General features: G+C 70.9%; 13 protein-coding genes. 4 read left to right on the top strand and 9 right to left on the bottom strand.

Annotation, left to right across the window (positions count from 1 at the left end):
* Positions 1 to 319: 319 nt before the first annotated feature.
* The 4 genes from ACFSOX_RS09155 to ACFSOX_RS09140 all read right to left on the bottom strand — a co-directional run bounded on the left by ACFSOX_RS09155 (position 320) and on the right by ACFSOX_RS09140 (position 4,852).
* Positions 320 to 973: a CoA transferase subunit B gene (locus ACFSOX_RS09155; protein WP_111360637.1), complete on the bottom strand. Its 654-nt coding sequence runs from the start codon at positions 971 to 973 to the stop codon at positions 320 to 322.
* Positions 973 to 1,707 carry a CoA transferase subunit A gene (locus ACFSOX_RS09150; protein ID WP_378477497.1) on the bottom strand — a complete coding sequence of 245 codons (735 nt, stop codon included), beginning with the start codon at positions 1,705 to 1,707 and terminating at the stop codon, positions 973 to 975. The genes ACFSOX_RS09155 and ACFSOX_RS09150 overlap by 1 nt, the downstream gene beginning before the upstream one ends.
* A gap of 245 nt (positions 1,708 to 1,952) precedes the next feature.
* Positions 1,953 to 3,638: an ABC transporter permease gene (locus ACFSOX_RS09145; RefSeq protein ID WP_378477496.1), complete on the bottom strand. Its 1,686-nt coding sequence runs from the start codon at positions 3,636 to 3,638 to the stop codon at positions 1,953 to 1,955.
* Positions 3,639 to 3,805: 167 nt separating this feature from the next.
* The gene (locus ACFSOX_RS09140; RefSeq protein WP_378477495.1) at positions 3,806 to 4,852 is read right to left on the bottom strand and encodes a Fe(3+) ABC transporter substrate-binding protein; all 1,047 of its coding nucleotides are present in this window, start codon (positions 4,850 to 4,852) and stop codon (positions 3,806 to 3,808) included.
* Positions 4,853 to 5,155: 303 nt separating this feature from the next.
* On the opposite strand from ACFSOX_RS09140, the gene ACFSOX_RS09135 reads away from it, so the two are divergent.
* Together ACFSOX_RS09135 and ACFSOX_RS09130 are read left to right on the top strand one after the other, a co-directional pair.
* Positions 5,156 to 5,401: a type II toxin-antitoxin system VapB family antitoxin gene (locus ACFSOX_RS09135; protein ID WP_378477494.1), complete on the top strand. Its 246-nt coding sequence runs from the start codon at positions 5,156 to 5,158 to the stop codon at positions 5,399 to 5,401.
* Positions 5,401 to 5,826: a type II toxin-antitoxin system VapC family toxin gene (locus tag ACFSOX_RS09130; protein WP_378477493.1), complete on the top strand. Its 426-nt coding sequence runs from the start codon at positions 5,401 to 5,403 to the stop codon at positions 5,824 to 5,826. The genes ACFSOX_RS09135 and ACFSOX_RS09130 overlap by 1 nt, the downstream gene beginning before the upstream one ends.
* A 12-nt stretch (positions 5,827 to 5,838) precedes the next feature.
* Here ACFSOX_RS09130 and ACFSOX_RS09125 read toward each other — a convergent pair whose 3' ends face one another.
* The 3 genes from ACFSOX_RS09125 to ACFSOX_RS09115 form a co-directional block, all read right to left on the bottom strand.
* A complete protein-coding gene (locus ACFSOX_RS09125; RefSeq protein WP_378477492.1) occupies positions 5,839 to 6,672 on the bottom strand; it encodes a DUF1194 domain-containing protein in 834 nt (277 codons plus the stop codon).
* A 296-nt stretch (positions 6,673 to 6,968) separates the two neighbouring features.
* On the bottom strand, positions 6,969 to 10,268 hold the full coding sequence (locus ACFSOX_RS09120; RefSeq protein WP_378477491.1) for a PAS domain-containing sensor histidine kinase: 3,300 nt from the start codon (positions 10,266 to 10,268) through the stop codon (positions 6,969 to 6,971).
* Positions 10,269 to 10,444: 176 nt separating this feature from the next.
* A complete protein-coding gene (locus ACFSOX_RS09115) occupies positions 10,445 to 10,618 on the bottom strand; it encodes a hypothetical protein (protein ID WP_378477490.1) in 174 nt (57 codons plus the stop codon).
* On the opposite strand from ACFSOX_RS09115, the gene ACFSOX_RS09110 reads away from it, so the two are divergent.
* Together ACFSOX_RS09110 and ACFSOX_RS09105 are read left to right on the top strand one after the other, a co-directional pair.
* A complete protein-coding gene (locus tag ACFSOX_RS09110; RefSeq protein WP_378477489.1) occupies positions 10,605 to 11,003 on the top strand; it encodes a phasin family protein in 399 nt (132 codons plus the stop codon). The two genes, ACFSOX_RS09115 and ACFSOX_RS09110, sit on opposite strands and share 14 nt — an antisense overlap.
* Before the next feature lie 733 nt (positions 11,004 to 11,736).
* Positions 11,737 to 13,104 carry a pyruvate carboxylase subunit B gene (locus tag ACFSOX_RS09105; RefSeq protein ID WP_378477488.1) on the top strand — a complete coding sequence of 456 codons (1,368 nt, stop codon included), beginning with the start codon at positions 11,737 to 11,739 and terminating at the stop codon, positions 13,102 to 13,104.
* A 71-nt stretch (positions 13,105 to 13,175) separates the two neighbouring features.
* Here the strand turns inward: ACFSOX_RS09105 and htpG are convergent, their stop codons facing one another.
* Positions 13,176 to 15,014, bottom strand: coding sequence for a molecular chaperone HtpG (gene htpG, locus ACFSOX_RS09100; RefSeq protein WP_378477588.1), 1,839 nt, complete (start codon positions 15,012 to 15,014; stop codon positions 13,176 to 13,178).
* Positions 15,015 to 15,250: 236 nt separating this feature from the next.
* Complete coding sequence (locus ACFSOX_RS09095) at positions 15,251 to 16,549, bottom strand: MFS transporter (RefSeq protein ID WP_378477487.1); 1,299 nt, start codon at positions 16,547 to 16,549, stop codon at positions 15,251 to 15,253.
* Between the last annotated feature and the right edge of the window lie 3 nt (positions 16,550 to 16,552).

Here is a 16,552-nt window from a genome sequence, read left to right as displayed (position 1 = left end):
GACTCGGCGCCGGAAGGGGTTTTTGGAAAAGCCACGAGCGAGAGCGAGGTCCATCGCGACCGCGTCGCCGCATGGAGGGCAGAATTTGCTCCGTCGTTTCGGGGTGGCGCACCGATCCCGGGTCTGCCCGGGATCGGGTTCGAGGCGTGCCGACGTCGGCCGACGCCGACTTCGGTGCGCCGAGCCCGGCCCCCCTAACCCCTGCCTGTCGTGAGCCATGCTCGCCGGGGGTCTGGATTCCGGGCTCGCGGACCGCAGATCCGGGCCCCGGACCGACCGGTCCTGCAACAACCTCCAGGGGGGGACAGTGCCCGGCCGCTCAGGCCGCCTTGGCCGAGCCGACCTTGAAGGTCGCCTCGGTGTTGGCCTTGACCTCGTCGAGCGACACGCCGTCGGCGAGCTCGATCAGGGTCATGCCGCCGGGGCCGTGCTTGTCGATGGTGAACACGGCCAGATCCGTGATCACCATGTCGACCACGTTGGCGCCGGTGAGCGGCAGGTTGCAGCGGTGCAGGAGCTTCGGCCCGTCCTTGGCGACGTGCTCCATCACCACGACGACCTTCTTCACCCCGGCGACCAGGTCCATGGCACCGCCCATGCCCTTCACCATCTTGCCCGGGATCATCCAGTTGGCGAGGTCGCCGTTCTCGGCGACCTGCATGGCACCCAGGATCGACAGGTCGATGTGACCGCCGCGGATCATCGCGAAACTGTCGGCGGAGGAGAAGTAGCTGGTCGTCGGCAGCTCCGTGATGGTCTGCTTGCCGGCGTTGATCAGGTCGGCGTCCTCCTCGCCGTCATACGGGAACGGCCCCATGCCGAGCATGCCGTTCTCGCTCTGCAGCACGACCTTGACGCCCTCCGGGATGTAGTTGGAGACGAGCGTCGGGATGCCGATGCCGAGATTGACGTAGAAGCCGTCCTTCAGCTCGCGGGCGGCGCGGGCCGCCATCTGGTCACGGGTCCAGGCCATCACACTTCCTCCCCGGCGCCGGCCGGCATCTCGGCCAGGCTGCGCTTGCGCGTGGTGCGCTGCTCGATGTGCTTCTCGGCGTGCACCTGCACGACCCGCTGGACGAAGATGCCCGGCGTGACGATGCGGTCGGGCTCGATGTCGCCCGGATCGACCAGATGCTCGACCTCGGCGACGGTGACCTTGCCGGCCGTCGCCATCATCGGATTGAAGTTGCGGGCGGTCTTCCGGTAGACGAGGTTGCCCTCGGTGTCGCCCATCCAGGCGTGCACGAGCGAGACGTCGGCGACGAGGCCGGTCTCCATCACGTATTTCTCGCCGTTGAACTCGCGCACCTCCTTGCCCTCGGCGATCACGGTGCCGACGCCGGTCTTGGTGTAGAAGGCCGGGATGCCGGCGCCGCCGGCCCGGATGCGCTCGGCGAGCGTCCCCTGCGGGTTGAACTCGAGCTCCAGGTCGCCGGACAGGAACTGCTGCGCGAAGAGCTTGTTCTCGCCCACGTAGGACGAGATCATCTTCGCGATCTGGCGGGTCTCCAGGAGGATGCCGAGGCCGATCCCGTCGACGCCGGCATTGTTGGAGATCACGGTCAGGTTCTTGGCCCCCGACTCGCGCACCGCCTTGATCAGGCTCTCGGGTATGCCGCACAGGCCGAAGCCGCCCGACATGATCGTCATCCCGTCCTTCAAGAGCCCCGCCAGGGCCGCGGACGGGTCCGCATAGACCTTCTTCATGTTCCCACCCTCATGATCCCACCGCCGTTTGCTTCGCGTTCGAGAACCGCTGCCGTCGCGCCCGGCTCGCCGGTCCGGATGTGGCCGACCGCGTGACGGATTCGCAAGTCTGTTCAGTCGCTCGGGCCGCTCGCGGACGGCGCGTCGACGCCGCCGACGGACGCCTCCCGGTCGTGTCTCGCCCCGGCCCGCGCAGGGCTCCGCCCGGCCGCAGGTCCGGTCCATGCTGCAGGTGCGGCACGATGCTACGCGAGCGGCGCGTCCGGGTCGAGATCGTCGGCGAGCCGGACCATGCGGATCACCGGGACGAGGCCGACCAGGACGATCAGCAGGGCGGCGAGCGCCCCCTCCTCGAAGCTGCCGCGGGTGGCGAACTGGTAGACATAGGTCGCCAGCGTCTCGGTGTTGAGCGGGCGGAGCAGCAGGGTGGCCGGCAGCTCCTTCAGGCAGTCGACGAACACGAGGAGGGCGGCGCCGACGAGCGCCGGCCGGGTGAGCGGCAGATGCACGGCGGCGACGACCCGACGCGGCCGCGCGCCGACCGAGGCGGCGGCGTCGTCGAGGTCGACCGGCAGGCGGGTCAGCGCCGCCTGGGCGAAGCCGGTGGCGATGGCGAGAAACCGGATCGTGTAGGCGATGACGACGGCGGCGGCCGAGCCGGCGAGCAAAAGGCCGGCGCCGTGCCCGGTTAAGGCCCGCATCACGCCGCCGATGGCCTCGTCGACCGCGACCAGCGGCCCGAGCAGCCCGAGCGCCAGCACGGTGCCGGGCACCGCGTAGCCGAGCCCGGCGGCGCCGAGCAGCGCGCCGGCGCGCCGACGGCGGATCAGCCGGGCCGCGAAGGCGCCGCCGAACCCCAAGGTCAGCGTGACGACGGTGGCGGTGCCGGCCAGCATCACGGTCGAGCCGATGTGGCGAACGAGGTCAGGGTCGAAGCCGACGAGAAGGCCGCGGACGAAGACCTCGCGCAGCAGGAAGCCGAACGGCACGGCGAAGCCGAGCCCGACCGGCACCAGGCAGGCGGCGAGGGCGAGGAGGCCGGCCGCGCCGGTGAGCGGCAGGCGCCGGCAGATCCGCGCGTCGGCGCTGCTCGCCGCGACGAGGCGATGGCGACGGGCATGGCGCTCCAGCGCGATCAGGGCGGCGACCGCGATCAGCATCACGACGGCGATCTGGGCGGCGCCGGCGAGGCTGCCGCGATTGAGCCAGGTGGTGAACACGGCGAGCGTCAGGGTGCGGACGCCGAGATACTCGGTGGCGCCGATGTCGTTGAGGGACTCCATCAGCACCAGTGCGAGGCCGGCGGCGAGCGCGGGCCTCGCCATCGGCAGCGTGATGGTGCGGGCGATCCGCCACGGGCTCGCCCCGAACAGCCGCGCCGCCTCGATCAGCACGGCGCTGCGCCCCTGAAAGCTCGCCCGCATGGCGAGATGCACATACGGATAGAGCACCAGGCTCATGATCACGACGGCGCCGCCGAGCGAGCGCGGCTCCGGCAAGAGCGAGCCGGCCGGCACCGCGATGCCGAGCAGCCAGCGCAGCGCGCCCTGCACGGGCCCGAGCGTGTCGAGCGTGTCGGCGTACACGTAGGCGACGATGTAGGTCGGGAAGGCGAGCGGCAGCGGCAGCAGCCAGGTCATCAGCGAACGACCCGGAAAGTCGTGCACGGCGACCAGCCAAGCGGTGCCGACGCCGATCAGCGCGGTCAGCGCCGCGATGCCGGCGAGCAGCAACGCGGTCGTCGCGAGCGCGTCGGGCAGCACATAGGCGGCGAGATGCGGCCACAGCTCGGGATCGCCGCGCAGCGCGATGGCGACGAGACTCGCGAGCGGCGTCGCGACCAACGCCGCCAGCGCTGCGAGCAGCGCCCAGGCGAGCGGGTGACGAGGAAGGCGAAGAAGGTGACGCGGAACGTGGATCGGGCCGTTCACCCACGCCGTCCGCGGGACGTGATCGGGAGCATCCGTCCCGATCTCTCCCCCGTCATGCCCGGCCTCGTGCCGGGCCTCCACGTCGCGACCCGACGGCGCACGAAGACGCGGATGGCCGGGACGCGCCCGGCCATGACGACGTGAGAGAAGCGGGGCCGCCCGGGTGCTCAGTTGTCGAAGCCCACCTTGTCGACGAGAGTCGCGGCCTTCTTCTTGTTCTCGGCGATGGTGGCGATCGGCAGCGGGTCGGCGGCGAGCTCGCCATAGGCGGCGATCACGGCGTGCGGCTTCACGCCGGACCGGATCGGATATTCGAAGTTCATGTCGGCGTAAATCTTCTGCGCCTGCTCGCCGACCAGCCACTCGATCAGCTTGAGGGCGTTCGCCTTGTTGGGGGCGTTCTTGGCGAGGATCACGCCCGACACGTTCATGTGGGTGCCGTGCCCCTTGAAGGTCGGCAGGATCACCTTGGTGGCCTCGGCCCAGGCCTTCTTGTCGGGCTCGCGCTCGCTCATCAGCGCCCAGTAGTAGGTGTTGCCGACGCCGATGTCGCACTTGCCGGCGGCGATGTCGCGCGCCACCTCGCGGTCACCGCCCGACGGCTTCTGGGCGAGGTTGGCCTTCAAGCCCTTCAGCCACTCCTCGGCCTTGGCCTCGCCGTAATGGGCGATGGCGGCCGCGAACAGCGCGTTGTTGTAGATGTTCTGGCCCGAGCGGATGCAGACGCGGCCCTTCCACTTGGGATCGGCCAGCTCCTCGTAGGTGATCTCGTTCTGGGCGACGCGCGCCTTGGAGGCATAGACGACGCGGGCGCGCGCCGAGACGGCGTACCACAGGCCGTTCGGATCGCGGTACTGGGCCGGCACAACCTGGTCGAGCACGTCGGACTTGATCGGCTGGGCGACGCCGAGGTCGATCGCCTCCTTGAGGCGGCCGATGTCGACGGTGAGGAGCACGTCGGCCGGGCTGTTGGCGCCTTCGGTGGCGATGCGTTGCTCGAGCCCGCTGCTCGCCGAGATGGTGTTGACCTTGATGCCGGTGTCCTTGGTGAAGGCCTCGAACAACGGCGCGACGAGCTTCGCCTCGCGATACGTGTAGACGTTCACCTCGCCGGCCTGGGCGAGCACCGCCGTCGGGGCGGCGACGAGCGTCGCGGCGACGACGAGAACGGACGCGAGACGGGCGGACGACGGAGAGCGCGGGCGCGTCGGCATGGCAGGCTCCTGACGGGGACTGAGGGCACGTGTCGGCGAACACCTGCCGCCGAGCTAGAGGTGCGGACGCCGATCCGTCAAGGAATTCCCTCGATCCATCATGCACTTGGAACGATTCCGAGATTGGAACCCTTACAAGCTTCGGAAAAATTCCCGTGTCCGGCCGGTGACGCGATGCCGGCGTGCAGCAGCTAGCCGGAATGGGCGCGGCGTCACGCCGCGCCATCGAGGCCGCTCGGTCGACGCGGCCGAGTCGCGAATATATCCAATGTGCGATATTTAAATATTCTCCGGAGATATCCCATGGCGCTCTTCATCCGCGATCCCGCCGTCGACGCGCTGGCCGAGGAGGTGCGGCGCCTCACCCGCGCCCGGACCAAGACCGAGGCGGTGCGCAACGCCCTCCTGGCCCAGCTCGCACAGGCGCGCCGCGCCCTGCCGATGCGCGATCGTCTCGCCCGCGCGCAGGCGCTCGCCGACTCGATGGGACCGAGCGACCCGACCGTCGACCTGAAGGCCTGGAGCGACGCGATGTGGGACGAGCGCTGATGTTCCTCGATGCCTCGGCCGTCGTCGCGATCCTCGGGCGGGAGCCCGGCTGGGAGGAGATCGCGAAGCGCCTCGCCGCGACCGACCCGCCATTCTTCGTGTCGCCGCTGGTCAAGTTCGAGGCCGTTCTCGGCCTGGCACGGCTCAAGGCGGGACCGGCCGGCGCCGCGAAGCCGTCGGCCGAGCTGCTCGGCCGCGCCCGCGCCGCCGTGGAGGCCTTCGTCGAGGATCTCGGCATCGAGGAGGTGCCGATCACGCCCGACATCGGGCGCCGCGCGCTGGACGCCTGCGCCACGTTCGGGAAGGCGGTGGGCCATCCGGCCGACCTGAACTTCGGCGACTGCTTCGCCTATGCCTGCGCCGGCGGCCTCGGCGTCCCCCTCCTCTACAAGGGCGACGACTTCGCCCGCACCGATCTCGCCTGACGTCGCGACCTCTCAGCGCGACTCGCCGCCGAGCGCCGCCGCCCGCGACGGCCGCGGCAGGTCGGCGATCTCGGCGATCAGCTTGCCGATCAGCGCCTGGCCGAAGGAATCGAAGTTCTGCGCCGTCATCACGAAGGCGCCCGGCCCGCCGATCACGTTGTTGCGGAAATAGGCGTCCAGCCCGCCGGCCGGGTTGGTGTGCTCGGCGTTCCACGACAGCGGCTGCTCGGTGAGGATGACGAGGCCGTTGATCTGGATGCCCTTGGCGACCGCCTCGTCGCGCGCCGCCGTCACGTCGCGACCGGAATTGTTGGTGCCGTCGCCCGACACGTCGATGGTCTTCCGCCGCGCCTGGAAGGGCGCCCGCTCGAGCTGCGCCACCGAAAAGTCGATGCCCCCCGAGATCGAGGTGCGGTCGGCGAAGGCGCGCGGGCTTTCGAGGAGCTGGGTCGCGAACTTGCCGGCGCTGTCGGCGTCGCGGATCACGGTCCAGTCGATCACGACCTTCTGGTTGCCGGCGCCGGACCACTCGATATAGGCGACCGCGATGCGGCCGAGCGTGCCGCCCGTGATCGCCGCGACCACCTTGGGGTCGGTGAGGGCCGCCGCGTAGCCGTCACGCTGGAGCTGGAACTTCTGGCCGTCGACGCTGCGCGACACGTCGGCGGCGAGCGCCAGCAGCAGGTCGACCTCCTCGGCGGCGCGGGCCGGCGGCGTCCCGGACAGCACGGCGGCAAGCATCCCCACGGCGAGCACCAGGACGCCGAGCGCGGCCCGTGCCGCGCGTCTCGGCCCGTCGAGCATCGGGATGTCGAGCATCGGGATGCCGACCACCGGGATGCGCATCGCCGCCTCCGATCGCCCCCCGCCTCGATCGGACCGGCCTCGCATCGCGGCGGACAGCCCCGTGGCGGCCGACGCCGCGCGGGGGTGTCGCGGAGCGGACGCCGCCGGCGCTGACGCACCGGCACCTCGCAGCATAACGCAAATATGACGGGAGGGATCCGTCCGGCCGCGACTCACGTCTTCGTCATGGCCGGGCTCGTGCCACGGCTGTCCACGATCTTGAGTGTCGCGAGGCGTTCGGCGCGTGGACGCCCGCGACGAGCACCGACATGACGAACGAGGGGCAGACGGCCGACCTATTCGGCCGGAATCTTCGGCCGCGGGAACGTCACCTCGACGAGGGTGCCGTCGTTGACCCGGCTGGTGATCGCGAAGGTGCCGCGGTTCGCCTCGGCGAGCGCCTTGGTCAGCGGCAGGCCGAGGCCGTTGCCGGCCGGCGGCGCCGTGTCGGCGCGGGTGTCGGCCTGCAAGGCCGACTGCAGATCCTTCTGGCTCATGCCGTGGCCGGTGTCGCGCACCCGCAGCACCACCTGGCCGCGGTCGTTCTGGCCGGTCGAGACGATCACCTGGCCGCCCGGGCCGCCGAGCCGGATGGCGTTGCCGATCAGGTTGAGGATGATCTGGTGCAGCGAGCGGGTGTCGGCGACGATCGGCGGCACCCGCGGGGCGAGCGACGAGCGGATGATGATGCGCTCGCGGTTCGCCTGCGGCTGCATGCTCTTCACGGCCTCCCGGACGATCTCGTTGAGATCGACCGACACGAAGGTCAGCTCGAGCGTGCCGCTCTCTGCCTGCGACAGGCTGAGCGTGTCGTCGATCAGCCCGGCCATCTGCTGGGCGGCGGCGCGCACATCGCGCAGATAGCCGCGGTAGCGCTCGTTGCCGACCGGGCCGTAGCGCTCCTCCAGCATCAGGTCGGTGAAGCCCATCACGGCGGTCAGCGGGGTGCGCAGGCCGTGCCCGAGCTTGGCGACGACGCCGGCCGGCTCGCCGACCGCGCGCTCCGCCGGCGCGGCGCCGGCCGCCGGTCGGTGCGCACGGGCCGCCGGCCCGGCCGGCGCGAAGGCGAGCGTCGCTCCGGCCGACGGCGCGCCCGCCCGGTGCGCCGAGAGATCGCGGAACACGACGCACAGGCGGTCGCTGCCGTCGCTCATCGGACCCATGGTCATGGCGAGCGGAACGGCGCCGCCGCCGCGCACCGCGCCCGTCACCTCGCGACCGGCGTCGAGGGAGACGCGGCCGCTCCGCCGCACCCGGGCGAGCGTGTCGCGAACGGCGTCGCGGCTCGGACCGGCGAACAAGTCCTCGAACGGCGTCTCGGCGAGGCCGCCGGCCTCGGCGCCGAACAGCACCTCGGCGCTGTGGCTCGCCGACACGATCCGGCCGTCGCGGGTCAGCACCACGACGCCGTCGAACGCGGTGTCGAGAAGCGCGTGCAGCTCGCGGATGGTCGCCTCGGCCCGCCTGAGCGCGACGTCGCCGGCGCGGGTGCGGTCCTCGCCGGCCGCCGCCAGCACGAGCGCGAAGGCGCTCTCGCCGGCCCAGCTGATCGCGAACAGCCGCGCCGCCACCGGCTTGCGGTCGCCGCGCCGGGTCAGGATGGCGAGTGCCTGGCCGTGCGGGCCGGGCGTGGTGGCGGCGAGATCGGCGTCGCCGGCGACGAACAGGCTGTCGAGTCCGCCGGCGGCGGCGAGCGCGTCGAGATCCGGATAGCCGGTCGTCGTCAGGAAGCTGCGATTGGCGAACAGGAGCTCGTCGTAGCGATAGACCAGCACCCCGACGGGAAGGCGATCGATGAGCCCGGTCGCGTCCGTCGCACCGGCCCCGCCGGACACCCCGGCGCACGCCGTCGCGTCGCCCGCCGCCGCATCGATCGACGCGACGGAAGGGCGCACGTCCCCCTCCCCGGCCGCGGCGCCCGCCCCTTCGTCCGGGCCACCCAGGCGGGCCTGGAGCTGGCGGGCGATCTCGTGGAAGGCGTTGTGCTCGCCGGCGGTCAGCGCGGCGGCGGCCGGCGCCGACGACCGCGGGTCGGGCACGACCGGAAAGCGGACGACGTTCTCCGGCGCGGCGGGATCGGGCTGCTCCTCCGCAACCGGCCCGATGGCCGGCCCCGGGACCGGGGACGGCACCGACGGGGACGGCACGGCTTCGCCGATCGTGAACACGGGCGCGCGGCGCAGCCGAGCGAAATCGGCGAGCCGGCCGAGGTCGCGACACACGCCGAAACCGCGATAGCCGAGGAAGGTGCGGGCGCGGTCGTAGACCGGCAGGCCGGAGAGCTCGACGTCGAGCCGATCCTCGCTGCCGTCGACCGGAAACGAGACGACGATGCCGCTCCAGGTGTCGCGGGTCTCGACCGCGCGCAGAACCCGGCCGTCGGGATCGAGGCCGAGCGCGGCGGCGATCTCGCGCCATGGGCGGCCGAGCGCCAGCGCGACGCGCGGCCCGATCACCTCGGCGAACTCGTCGGAGCCGAGCGTAAAGCGGCCCTCGGCATCCATCTGCCAGACGAAGCGCAGCGGGTAGCGCCGCTCGGTCGCCGGCCCGTCGATGCGCCGCGGCGTCTCGGGATCGGGGCCGGAAGTCGCGGGCCGTGGCACGTCCAAGGCGTCGGGACGGGACGAATCCGGGCCGCTGAGGTCCGCGTCGGAGGCGTCCGCATCCGCATCGTCGCGCCACTCCGCCTCGTCGTCGCGGACCGTCGCCGCGGCGCCCCCCTCGCTCGCCCCGCCCGCGGCGGACCCGACGGGCGGCGGCGATTCGGCGAGGGCCGGCGCATCGACCGCAGCGGCGTGACCCGGCCCGTCGCCTTCGGGCTCCACCTCCGGCGCGGGCTCGGGTTCGGCGATGTCGGCCGCGGCACCGACCGGCTGCGGCGCGACGACCGCCGTGGCGGGTTCTGGGCGGTCGGCCTCCGGTCGATCACCCACTGCGGCGATCTCGCCCGCCGCGGTGGCGGCCGGCGAAAGCCGGGCCAGCAGCGCCGTCTCGGCGCCCTCGCCGACCCGCACGATCTCCACCGGGCCGGACGGTCCGTCGCCGGCGGCACCGCCCTCGGCGAGCGCGCGGGCGATCAGCGTCGCGAGTGGAGGCGCCGCGCCGGCGCTCGCCTGCGCGCCGGCCGGGTTGGACGCGATTCGAGTGCCGTCGGCCGCATAGGCGGCGACCGGAACCTCGAAGGCGGCGCACAGCCGCCGCACCCGCTCGGCGAAGCTCAGCCGCGGGCCGGCCGGCTCCTGCGCGACCACCAGGACGGCGCCGCGGCCGTCCACCGTCACGCGGGTGCAGGCGCACAGGAGCGCCCGGCCGAGCGGCGCACCGAAGCCGCGCAGTCGATGGAGGATCGTGGTTCCGGACGGATAGAGGGTCGCGGCCAGCCGGGCGACCTGGGCGCCCATCGGATCGGCCGGATCGAAGCGGCGGTCGGCCAAGTCCGCGAACGAGCCGCCGCCCAGCACGGCCGCCCCGGCCGGGTTGGCGAAGAGCAGCCGCGTGGCGTCGGTCGACCACAGCCAGACCGGGGCCGCCGCCACGGCATGGACCGTGAGCCGGTATCTGAGGAGTGCCGAAAGGTCGGCCGACAGATCTCCCATCCGCTCCGCCCACATCCCGCGTTCAGCGTGTCCGCCGCGGGCCCTCCCGCGCCTCGGCGACGCGCCGGGGCGACCGCGCCGGATCGACGCCCATCGTAAACAAACCCTTAATAAATGGCGCTTTCGCAGGCGTCCACGGCGGAGCGGGCACATCCCCCGCCGACTGTTCGCTAACGTTAACGGCGGGCGCCGCCCAGAGGTTGCCGGATCGATCCGCCGATCGGGGCCGCGCCATATCGCGTACGGGTTGTTTCCGATTTGCCATTTTCATGTTGCAGTGCAATAATGACAGTGTCGCAGGCGGCCAGATCGAATCCGCCGTCGTAGGAGAGGAAGATGATGAAAGGCACCACCCCGTCCTTCGAGATCCCGTCCGAGATGCGGGCCGTCGCGGAGCGCAGCGTCGAGCAGGCCAAGCTCGCCTTCAACAACTACATGCAGGCCGCCCAGGAGGCCGTCTCGGCGTTCGAGGAGCGGGTGAAGGCCAGCCAGGTCGGCGCCCAGGGCATCAGCAAGAAGGCGATGAACTTCGCGGAACGCAACGTGATCTCGGCCTTCGACTTCGCCCAGCGGGTGGTCCAGGCGAAGGACATCCAGGAGGTCGTGAAGATGCAGACCGAGTTCGTCCAGACCCAGATGCAGGTGCTCAGCGAGCAGCTGAAGGATCTCGGCGAGACCGCGACGCGGACCGCCATGGACAGCGTGAAGGTCGCCGGTCGCGGCACCGCCACCTGATCGACCCCGCCCCTGGTGCGACGCAACATGCATTCGATCCCACGCATGTTGCACCGCATCAGAATGGGCAGACGCCCACAATCCTGACGCGCAGGATCCGCGGGAGCGTGGCTCCCGCCGGTGGTCGGCACCGGGATTCGTCCGAACCGGCCCGTCCGGGATTTGCTCGGCCGACTCCACGCGCCACATCGACGCGCCACATCGACCGCCACAGCGACGTGGCCCGCCGAACGCGCGGCGCGCCCGCATGGACGGCGCGCCCGCATGGACGGCACGCTCGCTCGGTACGGCGCGCCCTCGGCACGGCGGGCTCGTGACCCGCCCCGTGGCGCTCGACCCGAGGTGCCGCCGCCGAGGCTCCGCCCCGAAGTTCCGCGCCGACGGTCCACGCTGGACCGCCTCGCCGCTGCAGGCGGAGCCGAGCCCGGTCCGCCGCGGGCGATCCCGCTCACATGCGCGTTCCGGCATGCGACACGCGGCCGCTCCCCCGAGGCGCCGCCACCGCCCCGTCTCAGCATTTCTCCCGTTGGCGGAAGCGCGTAGACGCACCGCAAAAAGTGCGTTTCATGACAGAACCACGCTCGCAGCGGATTGCGCCGAGGCGATCCCGCGTTATTAACTCGCGCCGAGACCGGGATCGGGATCCGCGCCCGCCGCGCCTTCGCAACGCGACGTGACACCGCGACCCGCTCGTGACGGCTCGTGACGGCCCTGAGAAACGCGGGAGCGCCTCGTGACGACCAAGAAGCCTCTGAAGATCGTCGAAACTGTCCTGCGCGACGGACACCAGTCGCTCGCCGCGACCCGCATGCGCACGTCGGACATGATTCCGATGCTCGAGCAGCTGGACGAGATCGGCTACTTCGCGCTCGAGGCCTGGGGCGGCGCCACCTTCGACGCCTGTCTGCGCTTCCTCGACGAGGATCCCTGGGAGCGGCTGCGCACGCTCAAGAAGTACATCAAGAAGACGCCGATCTCGATGCTGCTGCGCGGCCAGAACGTGCTCGGCTACAACCACTACGCCGACGACGTGGTCGAGACCTTCGTGCAGCGGATGGTCGACAACGGCATCGGCCTCGTCCGCATCTTCGACGCGCTCAACGACACCCGCAACCTGGAAGTCTCGATGCGGGCCGCCAAGAAGGCCGGCGCGCACGTGCAGGGCGCCATCGTCTACACGATCAGCCCGTATCACACGACCGAGAACTTCCTGAAGGTCGCCAAGGATCTGGTCGACCTCGGCACCGACTCGATCTGCCTGAAGGACATGGCCGGCCTGCTCGCGCCCTACACGGCCTACGAGCTCGTGAAGACCATCAAGGAGAAGCTCGGCGTCCCGGTCGACGTGCACTGCCACTACACCAGCGGCATGGCGTCGATGACCTATCTGAAGGCCATGGAGGCCGGTGCCGACGTGGTCGACTGCGCGCTGTCGCCGTTCGCGCTCGGCACCTCGCAACCGGCGACCGAGGCGCTGGTCGCGGCGCTCGAAGGCCATCCGCGCGACACCGGCATCGACAAGGAGAAGCTCTACCCGATCGCCGACCACTTCCGGAAGGTGAAGAAGGATCTGGCCGACACCTTCAAGCTCAACACCGCGATCGACATCGACACCAAGGTGCTGTCGTTCCAGATCCCGGGCGGCATGCTGTCGAACTTCCTCAACCAGCTCAAGCAGCAGGGCAAGGCCGACAAGTATCCGGAGCTGATCGAGGAGCTGCCGCGGGTGCGGGCCGAGATCGGTTATCCGCCGCTCGTCACCCCGACCAGCCAGATCGTCGGCTCGATGGCCGCCTTCAACGTCATCCTCGGCCGCTACAAGGTGGTGCCGCAGGAGATCAAGGATCTGGCGCGCGGCGCCTATGGCCGTACGCCGGCGCCGATCCAGGACGTGATGAAGGAGGTGATCGCCGGGCAGAAGGTGATCGACCATCGCCCGGCCGACGACATCGCGCCCCAGATGGAGCTCCTCAAGCGCAAGCTCGCCGAGAAGGGCTACCCGGACGCGACGCTGGAGGACGTGCTCTCCTTCGCGCTCTTCCCCGAGGTGGCGCTGAAGTTCTTCGCCGCCAACCGCGGCCCGGAGCTCGCGGCGGAGTGAGAATCGACGGCGCGGGCGAGGCGTTTGCGCGCCCCGCCCGCCCTAAGGGCGTTTCGCCTGGCCGCGGCTGATCAGCCCGCCAGCCCCCGCGTCACCAGGCGGTTGAGGCGGCGGGCGAAGGCGGCCGGGTCGTCGGGCAGCTCGCCGTCGAGAATCTGCGCCTCCTCGAACAGCAGCAGTGCGAGATCCGCCGCCTCGTCGGCGTGACCGCCGGCGCTCTCGCGCGAGAGCGCGCCGACCAGCGCGTGCTTCATGTTCAGCTCGAGGATCGGCTTGGTGCCGGAGGCACGGCTCTGCTTGGCGAGCAGGCGCTCCAGCTCGCGGTCCGGCCCGGTACCACCGGCGACCAGGCAGGCCGCGCTGTCGGTGAGGCGACGCGAGGCCTTCACGTCGGAGACCCGCTCGCCGAGCGCCAGCTTGACGGCGGCGATCACCGCGGATTCGTCGACGGCCGGCGTGTCGGTCGTGCCGGCCGCGGCCTCGGCCTCGGCGTCCTCGGCGAGCGGCACCAGGCTGAAATCGACCTCGCCCTGGCTGAGCGACTTGAAGCCCTTGCCCTTGAAGTCGAGCCGCAGCGAGGTCCACAGCGCGTCCACCGGATCGGTGAGCAGCAGCACCTCGATGCCGCGCGCCTTGGCGGCTTCGAGCTTCGGGTTGGCCTTGAGGCGATCCAGATCCTCGCCGGCGAGGTAATAGATCTCGGTCTGGTTCTCGCGCAGCTCGTCGACATACTGGGCGAGCGTGCGGCCCGTGCCCTTGGTCGAGGTGAAGCGGGCGAGCGAGAGGATCTGCTCGCGCCGGTCGGGCTCCTCGTAGAGGCCCTCCTTGATCACGGCGCCGAACTCGCTCCACACGGTCGCGAGCTTCTCCGGCTCCTTCGAGGCCACGCTCTCCAGCTCGGCCAGAACCTTGGTGGTGATCGCCTTGCGCATCGCCGCGACCTGCGGATTGTTCTGCAGCATCTCGCGCGACAGGTTGAGCGGCAGATCCTCCGAGTCGACGACGCCGCGCACGAAGCGCAGCCAGCTCGGCAGCAGCGAGGCATCGTCGGTGATGTAGACGCGCCGGACATAGAGTTTCAGATGGCTCTTGCGGGCCGGATCGTAGAGATCGAACAGCGAGCCGGACGGCACGAACAAGAGCACCGCATAGGACTGCCGGCCCTCGGCGCGGTAGTGCAGCGTCACGGCCGGCTCGTCGAAGGCGCCGCAGATCGAGCGGTAGGCCTGCGCGTAGTCCTCCGGCTTGAGCTCCGACTTGGAGCGCTGCCACACGGCGCTCGCGCTGTTGAGCTGGCGCGGCTCGCCGGTCGGCCGCTTGCCGCCCGGGATCAGCATGATCGGGAACTGGATGTGGTCCGAATAGGCGTGGACGACGCGCTCGATCTCGTACTCGTCGAGATACTTCTTGGCGTCCTTCTTCAAGTGGAGGACGATCTCGGTCCCGCGTGAAAACCTCGCCGCCGTCTCGGGGTCGGCGGGCGCCACCTCGAAACCGGCGCTGCCGGTCGAGCGCCACACCCAGGTCTCGGCGGAGCCGGCGCGGCGGCTCGTCACCTCGATGCGGTCGGCCACCATGAAGGCGGCGTAGAAGCCGACACCGAACTGGCCGATCAGGCCGGAGCCGTCCTTGGCCTGGGCGAGCTTCTGGACGAAAGCGCGGGTGCCGGACCGCGCGATGGTGCCGAGATTGTCGATCAGCTCCTGCCGGTCCATGCCGACGCCGTTGTCGGAGATCGTCAGCATGGCGTCCGACTTGTCGGCCCGGATGCGGATCTTCAGCTCGGGATCCTCGACGAGCAGCTCGGGGTTCGCGATCGCCTCGTAGCGGAGGCGGTCGCAGGCGTCCGAGGCGTTGGAGATCAGCTCGCGCAGGAAGACGTCGGTCTCCGAATAGACCGAGTGCACCATGAGGTGCAGCAGCTCGGCGACCTCGGCCTGGAAGGCGTGGGTCTCGCCCGGCGGCGACGCCGTGGCGGTGGTCGCGGCCTCGGCGGCGTCGGAATCGGAAGTCACGGCGTCGGGGTTCGGGGCGTCGGAAGTCATGGCGTGCGTCCTGGCATGCGTCCTGGCGGCCACTCGGAATGGTGATGGAAACGAGGGGGATATAGCGGCGGATTCGAGGCCTGCAAGAGGGCCGGCGAGGGTCAAGCTCCGGCGCTTGCCGCGGCCGGGCGTGCCGCGGCGCCGAGCCGGCGCCCGGTGACCAGCACGGCGGCGACCGAGACAGCGAGGCAGGCCGTGACGGCGAGGAGACCGGCATGGGCGCTGCCGGTGTGCTGCAGGCTGACGCCGACGACGATCGGCCCGAGGAAGCCGCCGAGATTGCCGACCGCGTTGATCAGCGCGATGCCGCCCGCCGCCGCGGTGCGTCGGAGAAAAAGCGGCGGCATGCCCCAGAACGGCCCGAGCGTCGCGTAGATGCCGACCGTCGCGACGCCGAGCGCGACGATCGACCAAAGATTCGGCGGCAGCAGCACGGCGGCCAGCAGGCCGGCGGCGCTCAGCATGGTCGGCAGCGCGACATGCACGACGCGCTCGCGCTTACGGTCGCTGCGGCGGCCCCAAGACAGCATCGCGACGGCGCTGACCGCATAGGGGACCGCGACCATGAGGCCGACCTGCTCGATCCCGTAGCCGAGCGCCTTGACGAGCTGCGGCAGCCACATGCCGACGCCGTAGAGCCCGACCACGACGCCGAAATAGGCGAGGCCGAGAAGCCAGACGCGGGCGTCTCCGAGCGCCGGACCGAGCGCGGCGTGCAGCCGGGTTTTCGTGCGCGCCCGGTCGGCGGCGAGCCGTGCCGCCACGGTGGCGCGCTCGTCGTCGGAGAGCCAGGGTGCTGTCTTCGGGCCGTCCGGCAGATAGATCAGCACCGCGACACCGAGCCCGCAGGCCGGCAGGCCTTCGAGGATGAACAGCCACTGCCAGCCGGACAGGCCGAGAAAGCCGTGGGTCTGCAGGAGCAGGCTCGACAACGGCGCGCCGATCGCGCTCGCCAGCGGCACCGCCATCATGAACAGGCCGACGAAGCGCGCGAGCTTGTCCTGCGGAAACCAGGTGGTGAGATACAGGATCATGCCTGGCAGGAAGCCCGCCTCGGCGACCCCGAGCAGGAAGCGCAGCACGTAAAAGCTCGTCGGCCCCTGCACGAAGGCCATGCCGGCCGAGACCAGCCCCCAGGTGATCATGATGCGGGCTATCCACCGCCGCGCGCCGACCCGCTCCAGGATCAGATTGCTGGGCACCTCGAACAGGACGTAGCCGAGAAAGAAGATGCCGGCGCCCCAGCCGTAGACCGAGGCCGAGAGCCCGAGCTCGGCATTCATGGTCAGCGCCGCGAACGACACGTTCACCCGGTCGAGAAACGCGACCAGGTAGAGCACCATCATGAACGGGATCAGCCGGAGCGCGATCTTCTTGTAGAGGGGGTCGTCGGTGGACATGGG

This window comes from Rhodoplanes azumiensis, from assembly GCF_042682915.1.
Lineage (GTDB): Bacteria > Pseudomonadota > Alphaproteobacteria > Rhizobiales > Xanthobacteraceae > Rhodoplanes > Rhodoplanes azumiensis.
This window is presented reverse-complemented; position numbering and strand designations above follow the sequence as displayed.

Excerpts from the sequence above, each read along its gene's own strand:
- ACFSOX_RS09140 (WP_378477495.1), bottom strand. The coding sequence starts at position 4,852 with ATGCCGACGCGCCCGCGCTCTCCGTCGTCCGCCCGTCTCGCGTCCGTT.
- ACFSOX_RS09135 (WP_378477494.1), top strand. The coding sequence starts at position 5,156 with ATGGCGCTCTTCATCCGCGATCCCGCCGTCGACGCGCTGGCCGAGGAG.
- ACFSOX_RS09155 (WP_111360637.1), bottom strand. The coding sequence starts at position 973 with ATGGCCTGGACCCGTGACCAGATGGCGGCCCGCGCCGCCCGCGAGCTG.
- ACFSOX_RS09095 (WP_378477487.1), bottom strand. The coding sequence starts at position 16,549 with ATGTCCACCGACGACCCCCTCTACAAGAAGATCGCGCTCCGGCTGATC.
- ACFSOX_RS09130 (WP_378477493.1), top strand. The coding sequence starts at position 5,401 with ATGTTCCTCGATGCCTCGGCCGTCGTCGCGATCCTCGGGCGGGAGCCC.
- ACFSOX_RS09150 (WP_378477497.1), bottom strand. The coding sequence starts at position 1,707 with ATGAAGAAGGTCTATGCGGACCCGTCCGCGGCCCTGGCGGGGCTCTTG.
- htpG (WP_378477588.1), bottom strand. The coding sequence starts at position 15,014 with ATGGTGCACTCGGTCTATTCGGAGACCGACGTCTTCCTGCGCGAGCTG.
- ACFSOX_RS09110 (WP_378477489.1), top strand. The coding sequence starts at position 10,605 with ATGATGAAAGGCACCACCCCGTCCTTCGAGATCCCGTCCGAGATGCGG.
- ACFSOX_RS09125 (WP_378477492.1), bottom strand. The coding sequence starts at position 6,672 with ATGCGCATCCCGGTGGTCGGCATCCCGATGCTCGACATCCCGATGCTC.
- ACFSOX_RS09120 (WP_378477491.1), bottom strand. The coding sequence starts at position 10,268 with ATGGGAGATCTGTCGGCCGACCTTTCGGCACTCCTCAGATACCGGCTC.